The sequence below is a fragment of the Armatimonadota bacterium genome (assembly GCA_013359125.1).
GTDB lineage: Bacteria > Armatimonadota > Fimbriimonadia > Fimbriimonadales > GBS-DC > JABWCR01.
This window is the reverse complement of the sequence record JABWCR010000013.1, coordinates 21,815-37,516: the sequence shown is the minus strand read 5'-3', so window position 1 is coordinate 37,516 and position 15,702 is coordinate 21,815. Positions and strand designations below refer to the sequence as shown.

At 57.5% G+C, this 15,702-nt stretch carries 10 protein-coding genes, 2 tRNA genes and 3 rRNA genes; 1 reads left to right on the top strand and 14 read right to left on the bottom strand.

The window, feature by feature from the left end; translation table 11 throughout:
• Positions 1-35 precede the first annotated feature (35 nt).
• From rrf to HUU60_07475, 6 genes are all read right to left on the bottom strand, one after another.
• Positions 36-152, bottom strand: a 5S ribosomal RNA gene (gene rrf / locus HUU60_07500).
• A gap of 70 nt (positions 153-222) precedes the next feature.
• Positions 223-3,504, bottom strand: a 23S ribosomal RNA gene (locus HUU60_07495).
• 184 nt (positions 3,505-3,688) lie between these two features.
• Positions 3,689-3,763, bottom strand: a tRNA-Ala gene (locus HUU60_07490).
• A gap of 10 nt (positions 3,764-3,773) precedes the next feature.
• Positions 3,774-3,850, bottom strand: a tRNA-Ile gene (locus HUU60_07485).
• 100 nt (positions 3,851-3,950) lie between these two features.
• Positions 3,951-5,478 (bottom strand): 16S ribosomal RNA (locus HUU60_07480).
• Together the 16S, 23S and 5S rRNA genes with 2 tRNA genes alongside form the textbook arrangement of a ribosomal RNA operon.
• 322 nt (positions 5,479-5,800) lie before the next feature.
• Positions 5,801-6,586, bottom strand: coding sequence for a hypothetical protein (locus HUU60_07475; protein ID NUL82550.1), 786 nt, complete (start codon positions 6,584-6,586; stop codon positions 5,801-5,803).
• A gap of 710 nt (positions 6,587-7,296) precedes the next feature.
• Between HUU60_07475 and HUU60_07470 the strand changes: the two genes are divergently transcribed.
• The gene (locus tag HUU60_07470) at positions 7,297-8,409 is read left to right on the top strand and encodes a hypothetical protein (protein NUL82549.1); all 1,113 of its coding nucleotides are present in this window, start codon (positions 7,297-7,299) and stop codon (positions 8,407-8,409) included.
• Between the two features lie 44 nt (positions 8,410-8,453).
• On the opposite strand, the gene HUU60_07465 is transcribed toward HUU60_07470, so the two are convergent.
• The 8 genes from HUU60_07465 to HUU60_07430 all read right to left on the bottom strand — a co-directional run bounded on the left by HUU60_07465 (position 8,454) and on the right by HUU60_07430 (position 15,693).
• Complete coding sequence (locus HUU60_07465; protein NUL82548.1) at positions 8,454-8,603, bottom strand: type II toxin-antitoxin system VapC family toxin; 150 nt, start codon at positions 8,601-8,603, stop codon at positions 8,454-8,456.
• A 146-nt stretch (positions 8,604-8,749) separates the two neighbouring features.
• A complete protein-coding gene (locus tag HUU60_07460) occupies positions 8,750-10,312 on the bottom strand; it encodes a methylmalonyl-CoA mutase (protein NUL82547.1) in 1,563 nt (520 codons plus the stop codon).
• 77 nt (positions 10,313-10,389) lie between these two features.
• On the bottom strand, positions 10,390-10,734 hold the full coding sequence (locus tag HUU60_07455) for a DUF5615 family PIN-like protein (protein NUL82546.1): 345 nt from the start codon (positions 10,732-10,734) through the stop codon (positions 10,390-10,392).
• Positions 10,731-10,955 carry a DUF433 domain-containing protein gene (locus tag HUU60_07450; GenBank protein ID NUL82545.1) on the bottom strand — a complete coding sequence of 75 codons (225 nt, stop codon included), beginning with the start codon at positions 10,953-10,955 and terminating at the stop codon, positions 10,731-10,733. Before HUU60_07450 ends, HUU60_07455 begins: the two co-directional genes overlap by 4 nt.
• 200 nt (positions 10,956-11,155) lie before the next feature.
• Entirely contained in the window at positions 11,156-11,638 is a 483-nt protein-coding gene (locus tag HUU60_07445; protein ID NUL82544.1) for a hypothetical protein, read from the bottom strand.
• Positions 11,639-11,717: 79 nt separating this feature from the next.
• A complete protein-coding gene (locus tag HUU60_07440; GenBank protein NUL82543.1) occupies positions 11,718-12,635 on the bottom strand; it encodes a hypothetical protein in 918 nt (305 codons plus the stop codon).
• 140 nt (positions 12,636-12,775) lie between these two features.
• Positions 12,776-13,129, bottom strand: coding sequence for a four helix bundle protein (locus HUU60_07435; GenBank protein NUL82542.1), 354 nt, complete (start codon positions 13,127-13,129; stop codon positions 12,776-12,778).
• 35 nt (positions 13,130-13,164) lie between these two features.
• Positions 13,165-15,693, bottom strand: a complete 2,529-nt coding sequence (locus HUU60_07430; GenBank protein NUL82541.1) for an N-6 DNA methylase — start codon at positions 15,691-15,693, stop codon at positions 13,165-13,167.
• Positions 15,694-15,702 lie beyond the last annotated feature (9 nt).

Below are 15,702 nucleotides of genomic sequence, written 5' to 3'. Positions count from 1 at the left end.
GAGCCTCCATTGCTGGAGGCTCTTTTGAGATTGAATTGGGGCGGCGTCCTATTCTCCCACTCCGTTACCAGAGCAGTACCGTCGGCGCTGGAGTTCTTCACTGCCGTGTTCGAGATGGGAACGGGTGTTTCCCCTCCGCTATGGCCGCCCCAAACTGTTTGGCTTTTGAGCGCCTAGAGAGTCGAATTGGGGATGCGTCTGCGTTGTCGATGAATGATGGAACATGGGCAAGCCCTCGGTCGGTTAGTACCGCTCAACTCAACGCATTGCTGCGCTTACATTTGCGGCCTATCAACCCGGTGGTCTGCCGGGGACCTTACTCCGTTAACCGGATGGGATGCTTAATCTTGAGGCGTACTTGGCGCTTAGATGCTTTCAGCGCTTATTACTTCCGGACGTGGCTACCCAGCGTCTGCCCCTGGCGGGACAACTGGTACACCAGAGGTCCGTCCATCCCGGTCCTCTCGTACTAGGGACAGCTCCTCTCAAGCATCCTACGCCCGCAGTGGATAGAGACCGACAGTGCTGTTACTTTCGGGCTTTTGGCCTTACTGACCTTGATTGGGATCAAGGCGGACAGAGGTTTCGCTCTGTCTCTGCGCGTCGCCGCGCAGCTCGGACTATATCTTCATCGTCAGATGTTCGGCGTATAGTCTCTGAGGGTTCCAGACGGATCGGCGCGAACGATATTGCGCTGTTTGGTCTGGCCTTCCCTGCTGATTGTCTGCACTCGTCGCATTGTTACGAATCGTTTGACGGATTCGTAGCGCGAGATACTCAGATTTTCCAGCATATGGCCGAATTTATAGACAGCAAGGACGATTCTACTGTCTCACGACGTTCTGAACCCAGCTCGCGTGCCGCTTTAATTGGCGAACAGACAAACCCTTGGGACCTGCTTCAGCCCCAGGATGCGGCGAGCCGACATCGAGGTGCCAAACCTTGCCGTCGCTGTGGACGCTCGGGCAAGATCAGCCTGTTATCCCCGGGGTAGCTTTTATCCGATAACCCAGGCGCGCCCACGCGCAACCTGAGGGTCACTAGACCCGACTTTCGTCTCTGTTCGACCTGTTGGTCTCACAGTCAAGCTCCCTTGTGCTCTTACACTCGACGCGCGATTTCCGACCGCGCTGAGGGAACCTTTGGACACCTCCGTTACCTTTTTGGAGGTGACCGCCCCAGTCAAACTACCCGTCTAAGACTGTCTCCGAACCGGGTGACGGTCCGGGTTAGCGCTTCAGCATGACAAGGGTGGTGTTCCATTGGCGCCTTGCGGCTCCCACCTACGCTCTACAGGCCATACCAAAGAGCAATCTCAAAGTGTAGTAAAGCTCCACGGGGTCTTTTCGTCCTACTGCGGGTAGCCCGCATCTTCACGGGCACTACAGTTTCACCGAGTGTCCTGCTGAGACAGCGGCCTGATCGTTACGCCTTTCGTGCGGGTCGGAACTTACCCGACAAGGAATTTCGCTACCATAGGACCGTTAGAGTTACGGCCGGCATTCACCCGGGCTTCAGTTTAAGGCTTTGCCTTGCGGCTGACCTCTCCCCTTGACCGACGGGCATTGGCCAGGCGTCGCCCCCTATACGTCGAATTTCTTCTTTGCAGAGAGCTGTGTTTTTGGTAAACAGTCGCCAGGCCCGCTTCGCTGCGACCCCCGTTTGCATCCGGCGTTTCAGCCGAAACAAGCAGGGGCACCCCTTCTTCCGAAGTTACGGGGCCAGATTGCCGAGTTCCTTAGCAGGACTTCTCTCGCGCGCCTGAGTCTTTTCGACTTGCCTACCTGTGTCGGTTTGCGGTACGGTCAGATGCCTATCAACGCTTAGAGGCTTTTCTTGGCTGAGGTCGGCACGGGTTCGCTCGCCCCGAGGGGCTCCCTTCCCGGCTCGCCCGGCCGCTTGATGCCGACGGATTTGCCTATCGGCGCGGCCTAACGAGCCGCCGCGGTCAACCAACGCCGCGGTCCGCGCGTTCTCCAGCGTCCCCCCTTCGCTCCAGTCACCTGGGGTGGGAATATTAACCCAACTGTCCAATTCGCCTACGGCTTTCGCCCTCGACTTAGGACCGCCTAACCTTCAGCGGACGAACCTGCCTGAAGAAACCTTAGGCTTTCGGCGGACGGGATTCTCACCCGTCTTCTCGCTACTCGTGCCGACATTCTCACTTCCGCGCGCTCCACCCGTGCTTGCGCTCGAGCTTCACTGCCCGCGGAACGCTCCCCTACCGATCCTTACGGATCCCGCCGCTTCGGCGGCCGACTTAAGCCCCCTTACATTATCGGCGCAGGACCACATTCGGCCAGTCAGCTGTTACGCACTGTTTAAAGGGTGGCTGCTTCTAAGCCAACCTCCTGGCTGTCTATGCGATCCGACATCCTTTGACACTTAGTCGGCCCTTAGGGGCCTTAGCGGGCGGTCTGGGCTATTGCCCTCTCGACAACGGCGCTCATCCGTCGCTGTCTCACTCCCGCGCTTACTGCCATGCCATTCGGAGTTTGATTGGGTTCGGTAGCCTGGTGGGGCCCCTAGCCCATTCAGTGGCTCTACCTGCATGGCATACTGCGCGAGGCTGTACCTCAATACATTTCGGGGAGAACCAGCTATCTCTGCGCTCGGTTGGCATTTCACCAGACTAAACCCAATTCATCCGAAGGCGTTTCAACGCCCACCAGTTCGGGCCTCCACGACATGTTACTGTCGCTTCACCCTGACCAGGCTTAGATCGCGCAGTTTCGGGTCTGCTCCGTACGACTGTTCGCCCTGTTCGGACTCGCTTTCGCTGCGGCTCCGCGCTTGAAGCGCTTAACCTTGCCGCACAGACGCAACTCGCCGGCTCATTCTGCAAAAGGCACGCCGTCAGGCATTCCACCGAGGTGGCATAGCCCTCCGACTGTTTGTAGGCGCGCGGTTTCAGGTACTATTTCACTCCCCTCCCGGGGTGCTTTTCACCTTTCCCTCACGGTACTGGTTGCGCTATCGGTGGCAAAGGGTGCTTAGCCTTATGCGGTGGTCCGCACAAATTCGCGCAAAGTTCCTCGTGCTCCGCGCTACTCGGGTGTCTTTCAAGAGTCGGCGCCTTTTCGCGTACGGGGCTGTCACCCGCTGTGGCGCGCCTTTCCAGACGCTTCCGCTAAAACGCCGATTGGTAACTCTTTGGGAGTCTGCCGCGCTCCCCGAAAGATCCCACGACCCCGTTGACGCAACGCCGGCAGGCTTGACACGTCAATGGTTTAGGCTGGTCCCCGTTCGCTCGCCGCTACTGAGGGAGTCTCTTCGATTTCCTTTCCTCCGGGTACTTAGATGTTTCAGTTCCCCGACTTGCCTTCTCATCGCCTATGTGTTCAGCGATGGATGACCGCCCATTACGGCGGCCGGGTTGCCCCATTCGGGTATCCACGGATCACAGTCTGCTTGCGACTCCCCGTGGCGTATCGCCGCTGTCCGCGCCCTTCTTCGGCCCTTTGCCCCTAGGCATCCGCCGCGCGCCCTTTGTAGCTTGCCCATATTCCGAAATCTTTCGTCGTTGGACAACTCAGACGCATCGTTTGATGCTTTTTTCCAATTCGACTTTCAAGGCGCTTTGTTGCTTAAGACCGCAGGGGCGCTCTGTCCCGTTGCGATCGTGGTGCCGTTCTTTTAACTCCGGCGGCCAAGGCTCCTTGGAGCCCTCGACGCCGAGGTCGCTGATTGGTGGAGGCGGCCGGATTCGAACCGGCGACATCCTGCTTGCAAAGCAGGCGCTCTCCCGCTGAGCTACGCCCCCTTTGATTGGATGGTGGGGCCAATTGGAGTCGAACCAATGACCTCACCCTTATCAGGGGTGCGCTCTAGCCATCTGAGCTATGGCCCCGCTTTGTTCGCGCTTTTGTTAAGCTGCCGTTCCTTCAAAGCCAGGCAGGCGATCGACGGATGCGATCGTGTTGTTTCGAGCTTGGTCGATTCTCCGTTGAAAAGGAGGTGATCCAGCCGCACCTTCCGGTACGGCTACCTTGTTACGACTTAGTCCCCCTTACCAATCGCACCTTCGACCGCTCCCTCCCTTGCGGGTTGGGCCACGGGCTTCGGGTGCCACCGACTCGGGTGACTTGACGGGCGGTGTGTACAAGCCCCGGGAACGTATTCACGGCGGTATAGCTGACCCGCCGTTACTAGCGATTCCGCGTTCACGCAGGCGAGTTGCAGCCTGCGATCCCAACTGAGGACGGATTTTTGAGATTAGCTCACCCTCGCGGGTTTGCGGCCCTTTGTTCCGCCCATTGTAGCATGTGTGAAGCCCTGGATGTAACCGCCATGCTGACTTGACGTCATCCCCACCTTCCTCCGTCTTGTAACGGCAGTCTCCTCAGAGTGCTCGGCATTACCCGGTGGCAACAGAGGACAGGGGTTGCGCTCGTTGTTGGACTTAACCAAACACCTCACGGCACGAGCTGACGACAGCCATGCAACCGGTGTACGACGGTCGGCGCCTTTTGGGCGCCGAGGAGCCTGATTTCGCAAGCCTTTCCGAAGTATGTCAAACCCAGGTAAGGTTCTTCGGTTAGTATCGAATTAATCCACATGCTCCACCGCTTGTGCGGGGCCCCGTCAATTCCTTTGAGTTTCAACCTTGCGGCCGTACTCCCCAGGCGGGGCGCTTAATGCGTTAGCTGCGGCACCGACGGATGAACCGCCGACACCTAGCGCCCATCGTTTAGGGCTGGGACTACAGGGGTATCTAATCCCTTTCGCTCCCCCAGCTTTCGCGCCTCAGCGTCAGCAACGGCCCAGGGATCCGCCTTCGCCACTGGTATTCCTCCTGATATCAATGCATTCCACCGCTACACCAGGAATTCTGATCCCCTCTACCGTGCTCCAGTTCGGCAGTATCCAGTGCAGCCTCCCGGTTGAGCCGTGAGATTTCACACCAGACTTGCCAAACCGCCTACGCGCTCTTCACGCCCAGTAAATCCGGGCAACGCTCGCCCCCTACGTATTACCGCGGCTGCTGGCACGTAGTTAGCCGGGGCTTATTCTTCGAGTACCGTCAATTGTCTTCCTCGATAAAAGGAGTTTACACCCCGAAGGGCTTCGTCCTCCACGCGGCGTCGCTGGGTCAGGCTTGCGCCCATTGCCCAAGATTCCCGACTGCTGCCTCCCGTAGGAGTCTGGGCCGTGTCTCAGTCCCAGTCGGGCTGGTCATCCTCTCAGACCAGCTACCCGTCGTCGCCTTGGTGAGCCGTTACCTCGCCAACTAGCTGATAGGACGCGGGCCCATCCCGAAGCGAAATTCGTTTGGTCGCCAAGGCCGAAGCCTCGGAGGCCACATCCGGTATTAGCCTCAGTTTCCCGAGGTTGTCCCAGTCTTCGGGGCAGGTTACCCACATGTTACTCCGCCGTTCGCCACTAATTCCAAGGGCCGAAGCCCCTGGTCTCCGTTCGACTTGCATGTCTAAAGCACGCCGCCAGCGTTCGCCCTGAGCCAGGATCAAACTCTCCATCGGAAAGTTTAACAAACGCAAACGAGCCGAAGCCCGCGTGCGCCCTGTTTCATTTGTTTGGATTAAACCAAGCTCGCAAGATCGCTGTCGAAACCTGCCTGGTTTTCAAGGAACATTTGCAAACCGCTCGATGCCTCTGATCGGGCGGACGGTAATCTTACCCCATTGTCGGCAGGATTGTCAAGCCCTTGCAGAAATTTCCGCAAAGTTCTCGCCCTGCCAGCCTTGGGGGACGCAGACTTTACCCCATGGGCGAGGGGAATGTCAAGGGGTCGGGTCGCCGCGCGCAGTTTCCAATGCGGGCGACCCGAATGGATCCCTGACTAGGCCGATCGTTTTTCAAAGGACCTGACGATCCAGTTGTATGCGTCGACCGGGTTCTCTATCTTGACAACGTCCTTATACCGCCCGTTGAGTTCGTCCAACGGGAGCACGAGGATGTGGCTACATTCTTGCCAGCCTATGAGCGGCCACATGACTAAACCGACCTGGCAAAGCCCTTTGCCGATCTGCTCCCAAAGGCGCGCAGTAATGCGCTCTCGTCCAAAAATAGCTGCAAGATCGCGCTTTGTGAACAAGACTGCGCGCAAGGAACTGGAATTGACCAGCCTGAGAGTCTTTTCTACCCAGGCTGAATCGCCCGATAACTCGCCGCTGTAAAAAGCGAGAAGGTTCGCACTATCCTTGGTCTCCTGTAGATGTCCATTCTGGGCACTGTTCGGTTGAGTCGGCGATTTGCCCATCCACGACGAGTTGTCGCCGTTTAAGCAATTCTCAACATCCTCCTTCGATAGTTGGTAGAGTTTCGCTTTGACGGCCTTGTCTGGCTCCGGCGCGACCCACACGTGCAGAACGCAGCCGCCTTCCTGAAACTTGAACAGGAAGAACCGACTGGCGCATGCTCCCAGCCTCATCCCAAGACAGATTCGTTTTGCCTGCACCCAATCGTCTTCTTTTTTCCACTTTGTAAAGACTATCTTGTCAGAACCATAAAGGACGACCGCCTGAACGTATTCGTTGTCCTCAATACTATCGCCAAGATGGACTTCACGGATGTCTCCAGATTCGCTCGCGGCGACCAGTATTACTAAGGTTCCGTCTATTTTCATTGCATTCTCATTAACTTTGTTTTCTCGAACTACAGATTGATCTTTATTGTTCTGGATTCTGAACATTTCCATGTCTCTCCTTGGCCCATTGGCCGGTCTTTGTCTGCGCTGCATCTTATCTTCACTTTTCATTGGATTCTCCTCCTTGGCCGTTTGGCCGATTTCTGTCCGAATAACATCGGGGGGGGGGATCTGCTTCATTGCTTACACCTTCCTCCGCGCTCATCGCGTTGTCTTGATTTAGGTCAAGTGGTTTTTTCAATCGATTATCCTGAAAATCATATCCCAGTTTCTAATTTCTCAATTTATTTGCCTCCCCGGAAACCCAGATTCCCGTTCATTCAATTATTATGAATTTGCAAATCTAAAATTGACCGCGTTTATAAGGTAATTATTTAATGCCTTGGCCTGCCGCGCCATCGCAACCAGGCTCTGTTGAAACATTATACCATGTCTGTCAAGGGCCTAGGCGGGATTCATGGCAAACTCTTTTCAACCCTCGCGATTCGGCGCAGACTCAACAAAAAGAGCCGTATTTCGGCTGACTTAGCCTAGGGTCTAAGAAGCGCGTTAGCACGACCCTGGCTCTCGCCCCGCTAAGGTTGATAGCGCCCTGCTGAATCCGCATGCAAACCTTGCAGAAATCGAGATATAATATCCCTATCGCCCTAGCAGTACCGCCGGGCGCACAGACAAAGGGAGGATGTACCATGCTTCTTCGCAACTGTATTGCGGTTGCGGCGGCCTCTATCTTGGCCGTTGCGGCCTTTTCGCAGACGTTTTTCGAGACGGAGCCGAACGACGACAAGGCCAATGCCAACGCTGTAACGCTGGGCGCGGGCGCCTTTAGCGAGATCCGCGGCAACAGCACCGCATCGACGCTCGCGGGCATCGACACGTTCCGTGTGAAGACGGTGGCGGACGCTCGAGGCGTGTATCGCTATCGATTGATTTTGACCACTGCAGGCACAGCCGGGCATACGGGCTCGATTCGCGGATTGACACAGGCCGCAGTCGCGCTGGGCGCCTGGCCATGCGCCTTGGGGGCCGGCGTTGCATCGGAGACGACTGTAGCGCAGACCAGCTCCACGACTACGACGCCTGCCCGATTCGTCCAGTGGTACGGATTTGGCAAGGAGGAGGAGATCTACTACCGGGTTACGGGCACGGCTTCGACCACGATCGATTACGTGGCAGTGTTCGAAAAGCAAGCCGTCGCGGTAACCGACATTGGCCGATATAAGGCCGGCCAGATTACAATCAGCACGATCGGTCGGACGAACGTCGACACAGAGATCCATGTGTTCGATTGCGATCTGAACGCCATTCCTGGCTCTTCGAACGACGACGAATCGGTGCCCGGCGGCGGCACTGGAGCGACGCTGCAGTCGATTCTGCGTCGCGACTATGGACCGGGCAAACACTACCTCGCGATCGGTCGATTTAACACGGCGACCCATCTGGGAAGCCCGTGCGACGACGACTTCAGGACAGGCGCACTGTTAGACTTTCCGAACGCTGTAACGAGCGGTTCCAGCACCACCTCGACCGTGTTGGCCGGCTTCTCCGTAACCGATGCGGACGGCGCCCGAATCTTTGCAGGCCAAACGCATCAGCCCTACGAGGTCCACTGGTACTCTTTCACCGTCCTGGGCGGCGGCGATGTGAACGGCGACTGCTGCGTGGACGATACGGACCTAGCCATCGTGCTGGAAGAGTTTGGCAGATCCGGCGCAGACCTGCCGGCCGACGTTAACGGCGACGGAGTGGTGGACGACACGGACCTGGCTATCGTGCTGGAGGAGTTTGGTCTGGGTTGTTAAAGGTTGTCGGTGGGAGAGCCGGTCTGCCCGGCTCTCCAGTTCTCTCATGCTCGCCTTACATCGGTCTTAGCAAAGTCGTTTCCTACAAAGAGCAAGGGAAGGTCGGCAACGATGGCGATCGCATAAGCCATGCAGTCTCCAAAATTGAGACTCGCTTCGTGCCGACCTTTGCCGTACCGAAGGAACGCATCCAAGGCGCGAGAAGAAGTTCGACTTGACCGGACGCGAGATGCTGGGCTGGGTGTTCGTCGAGCCGGAAGCCATTCGGTCGGACGAAGATTTGGGCTGGTTTGTCAGCGAATGCCTGGCTTTTGCCCGCTCCTTGCCGCCTAAATAGCCGTCAAATCACGCTCGCTTCGCGCCATTCGCCATAGACCTCTTTCATCGCGTTCACGATCTCGCCCAGGGTCGCCAGAGCCTTCACCGCCTCCAAGATCGGCGGGACCATGTTCATGTCCTTTCTCGCCGCTTCGGTTACGCCCTTCAGCGCTAGCATGGTCGCACGGTCGTCGCGCTTGCGCCTCAACTCCTTCAATGCGGCCACCTGCTTATCGTGCGCGTCGCGTCCGATCTTGAGCACGCGGAACGGGATCGGCTCCTCGGCCACCGTGTAATCGTTGACGCCCACGATCTTGAACTCGCCCTTATCCACTCGGCGCTGGAACTGATAACTGGCATCGGCGATTTCCTGTTGAAAGAACCCCTGCTTGAGCGCGGGCACGACGCCTCCCTGCTCGTCGATGCGTCGGAAGTAGTCGCGCGCGTCCGATTCCATCTGGTCGGTCATGGCTTCTACAAAGTGGCTGCCGCCTAACGGATCGACCGTGTTGACGACGCCCGTCTCCTCGGCGATCACCTGTTGGGTGCGCAGGCTCAACATGGCGGCCTCTTCGGTCGGCAGCGCCCAGGCCTCGTCAAAACTGTTCACATGCAGGCTCTGAGTGCCGCCCATCACCGCTGCCAGCGCCTCGAACGCCGATCGGATAATGTTGACATACGGCTGTTGCATAGTGAGCGAGCAACCCGCCGTCTGGGTATGGAAGCGGAGCATCCAGCTTCGCGGGTTCTTCGCCCCGAACGTCTCTCGCATCTCGGTCGCCCAGATGCGGCGGGCGGCGCGAAACTTGGCAATCTCCTCAAAGAAGTCGATATGGCTGTTAAAGAAGAATGATAGGCGAGGCGCAAACTCGTCCACGTCCAGCCCGCGCTCGATACCCCAGCGAACGTACTCGAAACCGTCCGAAAGCGTAAAGGCCAGCTCCTGCACGGCGGTCGATCCGGCCTCGCGAATGTGGTAGCCGCTGATGCTGATGGGGTTCCATTTGGGCATCCGCTTGGCGGCAAACTCCACTGTATCGGTGATCAGCTTCATGTGCGGCTCGGGCGGATAGACCCATTCTTTTTGCGCGATGTACTCTTTAAGGATGTCGTTTTGCAGCGTGCCGGCCAGGCGGTCCAACGGCACGCCCTGCCGTTCGGCCACGGCCAGATACATCGCCCAAACGATGATGGCGGGCGCGTTGATGGTCATGCTGGTGGTGATGTCGCCTAAGTCGATGCCGTCGAAGATGACGGCCATGTCCTCCAGACTGGCGACGCTGACGCCGCAGACGCCCACCTCGCCCTCGCACATGGGATCGTCCGGGTCGCGCCCCATCAGGGTTGGCAGATCGAACGCGACCGAGAGGCCGTGCTGACCCTGATCGATCAGGAACTTGTACCGCTCGTTGGTCTCTTGCGGCGTGGCGAAGCCGGAGAACTGGCGCGTGGTCCAGAGCTTGCCGCGGTACATCGTTTCGTGGATTCCGCGGGTGTAGGGGTACTTGCCGGCTTCCTGCGGGCCGTACTCCCGTTCTATCGGGACTCCGGAGAGGGTTTCGAACTTAGGCTTTCGGTCGGACATGGGGATATTATAGCGCGAGGGTTAGAATTACAAATTGGCGACAGAGCGAACTGCGACCGCAATTGAATATTGTTGCATCATCGACCGAGATCGCTGATCTCGACCATCGGTTCCCCGGCAGCGAGCAACGAAATCGCGTCAGGCAACAGTTGTGCCAATACCTCTTTCAGCCGACCATTAGAAGTGTTGCCACAGGTCAGCCAGATGACTTGAGGGGGCGGCCCCAGACGCTCGAGCAACTGAATGAAATCTCGGTCTTTAGTCATTACGACAACTCCGGCGCTCCTAGCGGCTTCGAATATCTCGACGTCTTCTGCATCGCGCAGATTCAGATCTCGAACTGGCGCCGCCTCTACTTCAAACGTATCGACCAGCCAGCGGGCGATATGGGGCGAGAGATGGGCGTCCACCCAAAATGTCATGTGGCGACCAAGGTTGGGTGATCGATTCTCCGAGACGCGAACTCCAGGCAAGCTTGAAGGTCTTCTGGCTGCAAATCCGGCATCTCCGCAAGGATTTGATCGGCGGTCAGACCAGCCGCGAAAAGGTCCAGAACGTCGGAGACCCTGATCCGCATTCCGCGCACACAAGGCCTTCCGCCGCACTGCTTGGGATTCATAGTGATTCTGGACTGCCAACTCATCGTAGTGTTAGTTTACCATCGATGGGGATTATAGAAAGGGTTTCGAACTTAGGCTTTCGGTCGGGCATGGGGATATTATAGCGCGGGGGGCACATTGTGCCGCTTTGTCCGAGTTTCGTTTCGCTCAATCAGACCGGTTCTTGCTATGAGCTTCTCTACATTTGTTCGCCATTTCGTCTGGCCCAAGCCATTCGTTCGTCCTACCAATGAAACTGGTTGTCGCCCAGCAGGCACTGGATGTAGTTCAGCTGGCCGTCGTGATACCAAATGTGGCTGGATACGATATGGGCAATCATGATCAGGGGCATCTCGGCTCCCCAAGGTGCCGTTACCATTCCAGTAAGGCGCGCATCGTCCGCCTGGCCCAGCGCCTCGACGAACGCAGACGCCGCGCGGTTCATCTCGGCAGCCGCAGCCTCCCTGGAAACGCAACGGCTGTTGTATTCGGCGATGAGTCGCTTCTCATCCACGTTGCGCACCTCGCCCTTCATAGCGCCCGCCGCCCAATCCAAAAGCGATACGACCTCGGCGGTCAACTCGCTCGCTGGCCGGGAGCATCCGCCCATCGAAACGTTCCACTTCTCTTCCGGAATCGCCGGAATGTCTGATACATAGTTTTTCAGCATGTAAGTGGTCCATGTGCCAAGGCCGCCGCGAGGGTCAAGCAGAGTTGTTGCGCTCATTCGAGCATTATAGCATGAGGCGCACAGACAGCCCACTCTTGTTCAAGACGATTTAGCAGGCGTCGGGATTCTTGTCAGGCTACTTAGCCTTCTCCGGTTTCTTGATCCGTTCCTCGCGCTCATACTCGTAGATTAACCCGCCCTGGCCCGGAGCGCCGACCAATATCCACGCGTCCTTTTCGCTGCTCGGTTTGAATGGGATGGTCGTTTCGCTGCGAAAGTTGACCTTGAGATTGTATTCCGACTTGTCGGAGCCGGAGAAGATGCGATGGATGCCTGGCGTGAAGCCAAAGTACATGGCAATCGGCACGGGCGGCATCGCGTCCTTATCTGTGCCGGAGGCATCGACCCAAAAGATCGCCATCTCGCCCTCTTTATAGGCCGTCTTGCAATCTGAGAACGTAAGGACCTGGCGCACCGGTTTGCCATCCTTGTACGAGTAGCTTGGATAGATCATGCTCGTACCGGAGATGGTAAAGAGCGGAGTGGGATTCTTCGTGTAGTCGTCAGACATGCGCGGCGAACCAGCCTTCAGCACCCAATAGACTTCCTTCTCGGGCTTCATGCTGGCATTGGTCAGCGTGTAGTTGCTGATGTAATAACCGCTCCGCGTTCCGCCATCGTAGCGCTGCGGGTAGCGGATCGCCAACTTGATTTGACCCGTCGCCTTATCGAACGTGCCGTTCACCGTCCAAGTCGAGGCGTGCTTAGCCGGCGAATCAACCCGCGCCCTCAGGATTCCCGTTTTGTACAATGTTCCGCTGAACATAATGAGTTCCTTGAAGGCACCCTGCGAATTGAATGTGCGAATGGCGCCTCTGACGGTGAAATTGTCGGACGAACCGGCTTTTAACTCAACTTTGATCTCGGGCTGAGAAGGCTTTGTCTTCGCATTAGCCCATGTGCCATCGACCAGTTTCAACTGGCCCCACGCAAAACCGCTACAAAGAGACCAGGTGGCCATCAATCCTATAACCAGCCGCTTCATGGTGTTCATGTGGTAATTTTGCCACGCTTTTTGGCCAAAACCACAATAGATAAGGTCTCTAACGACCTCGAAGCCCGATCCCAGCCTAACTCCAAAGGCGGGGCGCTACAAAAGAGGAGCGCGAGGGCGGCGGAATTGGCAATTAGGAATTACGAATTGGCGGCGGTTGTCTTTTTGATTGCGGTGATGATGCGGCAAAGTTCTTCGCCATCGGCATAGATGCTATCGAATTGGGGTTCGGTCAGATAGTCGGTCTCTTTTAGGAGACGGAGCCAGTACAGGGCTTCTCGCGCCTCCTTGTAGGCGATGGAAAGCTTCGAGAGAAAATCCGGGCGGGATTGTCCGCCTATCGCCTCTTCAACGTTCGCCCCGACGCTTGATCCACATCGGAGAAGTTGCTTGGATAAAACGTACTCGCGTTTCTCGTTCGCCAAGAACTGACACAGCCGAACAATGCGCGCCGCAAACGCAAAGCTCTTAACCTGAACAACATTCTCCGCCATCAGCCCACCCCTCATCAATTCTTAATTATTAATTCTTAATTCGTAATTCCCTCCCCCCAGATGCGGGCGAGGGTGGCGGCGATCTTTTGCTCCATCCGCTCGATGAGCTGCCGGTTCCCCTCCACCAGCCGCTGCTCGGCTTCGATCTCCGACACGATCTTCTCCTGCTCGGACAGGGGCGGGAGGGGGATGGCGTATTGCCCAAGTATCTTCCCGTTCAAGTTGTTGATGTTGGCGCCAGCGATCCGAAGGCGCAAGAAGGAATTGAATCGGTCGGCGGTCAAGCTGTGGAAGAGAAATCGCGGCAACACTCGCTCGGAGTTCGCACGCACCGCACCCATAAATCCGCCGAAGTAGAAGTCTGTGTCCGCATCGATGTAGGCCACCTTACCGATGTGGTCCTTGCTGCCGCTCGCCAAACAGATGAAGATGTCACCACGCCGCAGTCGCTTGTCCTCGGACAGCGAGAGGGTGGGCGAGATCAGTTTGATATCCGAGAGATCAAGCGTGTTGTGCGCGTTGTTGATGTTGTTTGCGCGCAGAATCTTGTGGCCGTTGTCGTTGACTTCATCCCCTTTCGAGTACGTGACACCTCGCGCGAGTTCGCAGAGTTCCCCTAACTCCACCATCGGCCAGTCGGGGTTGATGGGGATGTGGGGGCGGTAGTGGTCGAGGACGGCGCGGGCGCCGTCGATCACCTTCTGGTAGGCCTCGATCTCCGCCACGATCTCCTTCTGCACCTCCAACGGCGGAAGGGGGATTTCGAATGCCAGTACGTCGCCTTTCGAGATGAAGGGCTGGCCTCCGCCCCGTTTCGGAAGAGACGACATCGAGAGAAGGTGATACAGGTAAAGCGGTTCGATGACTCCCGGTCGCGAGGTGATCGTGATCGTGTTCTTGATGGCCGTGAAGTCTTCCTCTGGAAAGAACATTCGACCACAGTTTGCGCCGATCGCAGATAGTACAAGGGTCCCCAGACGATGCTCGGCGTGGCCAATCCTCCCGTCGCCTCCGGCAGCTGACACCGCTAAATATCGTCCATCCGCGACATACGCGTCCTTGGTCAAATCGGTATTCCCCCAGTCGATATCCGCGACCGCTTCCAACGTGACGTAAGGAAAGACGGACGCGCGGGCAACGTTGCCTCGGTAACGTTCACCGCTCAGGTTGTAATCCCCATTTGCCGCGATCTTCTCCTTCGCGACGATCAGCCCGCGCGTCGGCGTGAAAGAACCCTCACCCCGGCCCTCTCCCAGGGGGAGAGGGGGTAAGACCGATTCCTGCGCCCGCAGTCGCCGCAGGTATTCGTTGATCTCCGCCAGCACCTGCGGCAGGTCGTTCTTGTCGATGGGTCGGCGCTGGGCGCCGAGGTTGAAGCCGTCGTTTTCCACCTTGAAGAAGCCGACGGTGTCGGACTGTTTGGCCAGCGACTTGTCGAGGATGAGGATGGAGGTCTTCACGCCGGCGTAGGGATTGAACACGCCGGCGGGCAGGGAGATGACGGCCACCAGGTATTGCTCAACGAGCATCTTCCGCAAGGCTTTGTACGCCGTCTGGCTTCGGAAGATGATCCCCTCGTGGACGATGATGCCCGCACGGCCGCCGGGGGTGAGGTGCTCGGCCATGTAGTCCACGAAGAGCACTTCGCAGCGCTTGCAGGGGACGGAGAAGCGGTTGTGCGGCTTGATGCCGCCCTTGGGGCTCATGAACGGCGGGTTGGCGAGGATGACATCGGCCATCTCGTTCCAGCGGTCCTGGCTGGTGAGCGTGTCGTACTCGAAGACGTGCGGGTCGGTGAAGCCGTGCAGGTACATGTTCACGAGGGACAGGCGGACCATGTCGGGGGAGATGTCGTAGCCGCGGAAGTTGTCGGCGAGTTTTTTGCGCTCGTCGGGGGTGAGATTAATTACGAATTGCGAATTAGGAGTTACGGATTTTAATTCGTCATTTGTAGTTAGTAATTTGGAATTGTTCTTCAGGATGTGCTTGTAGGCGGAGATGAGGAACCCGGCGGTGCCGCAGGCGGGGTCGAGCACGGTTTCGTGCTTTTTGGGATCGACGATGGCGACGATGAAGTCGATGATGTGGCGCGGGGTGCGGAACTGCCCGGCGTCGCCTTGCGAGCCGAGGACGGAGAGCAGATATTCGAACGCGTCGCCCAAGCGCTCGGAGTGGTCGTACTCGAACTCGTCGATGATTTTGAGAAAGCCGCGCAGGGTTTCTGGATCGCGATAGGGGAGGTAGGCGTTTTTGAAGATGTCGCGGAAGAGGGGTGGGATGCCCGGGTTTTCGGGCATCTTGGCGATGGCCTCGGCATAGAGGTTGAGGGTCTCGTGGCCGCCCAGCCCCGAGCGCATCAGTTTGGCCCAGCCGTAGCGCTCGAAATCGCCGGCAAAGAATTTGCGCTTGCCGCCCAGCTCTTCGGCCTGGGCGTCCATGTCGTCCATGAACTTGTAGATGAGCGCGATGGTGATCTGTTCGACCTGCGATTTGGGGTCGGGCACTTTGCCGACCAGGGTGTCTCTGGCGGTATCGATGCGTCGTTTGGTGGCTGAATCGAGCATGGTTCTCCT

What these genes read in the sequence shown, in the direction of transcription:
- HUU60_07470 (NUL82549.1), top strand. Translation starts at nt 7,297, where the DNA reads ATGCTTCTTCGCAACTGTATTGCGGTTGCGGCGGCCTCTATCTTGGCC.
- HUU60_07450 (NUL82545.1), bottom strand. Translation starts at nt 10,955, where the DNA reads ATGAGTTGGCAGTCCAGAATCACTATGAATCCCAAGCAGTGCGGCGGA.
- HUU60_07440 (NUL82543.1), bottom strand. Translation starts at nt 12,635, where the DNA reads ATGAACACCATGAAGCGGCTGGTTATAGGATTGATGGCCACCTGGTCT.
- HUU60_07475 (NUL82550.1), bottom strand. Translation starts at nt 6,586, where the DNA reads ATGAAAATAGACGGAACCTTAGTAATACTGGTCGCCGCGAGCGAATCT.
- HUU60_07445 (NUL82544.1), bottom strand. Translation starts at nt 11,638, where the DNA reads ATGAGCGCAACAACTCTGCTTGACCCTCGCGGCGGCCTTGGCACATGG.
- HUU60_07460 (NUL82547.1), bottom strand. Translation starts at nt 10,312, where the DNA reads ATGTCCGACCGAAAGCCTAAGTTCGAAACCCTCTCCGGAGTCCCGATA.
- HUU60_07430 (NUL82541.1), bottom strand. Translation starts at nt 15,693, where the DNA reads ATGCTCGATTCAGCCACCAAACGACGCATCGATACCGCCAGAGACACC.
- HUU60_07435 (NUL82542.1), bottom strand. Translation starts at nt 13,129, where the DNA reads ATGGCGGAGAATGTTGTTCAGGTTAAGAGCTTTGCGTTTGCGGCGCGC.
- HUU60_07455 (NUL82546.1), bottom strand. Translation starts at nt 10,734, where the DNA reads ATGACATTTTGGGTGGACGCCCATCTCTCGCCCCATATCGCCCGCTGG.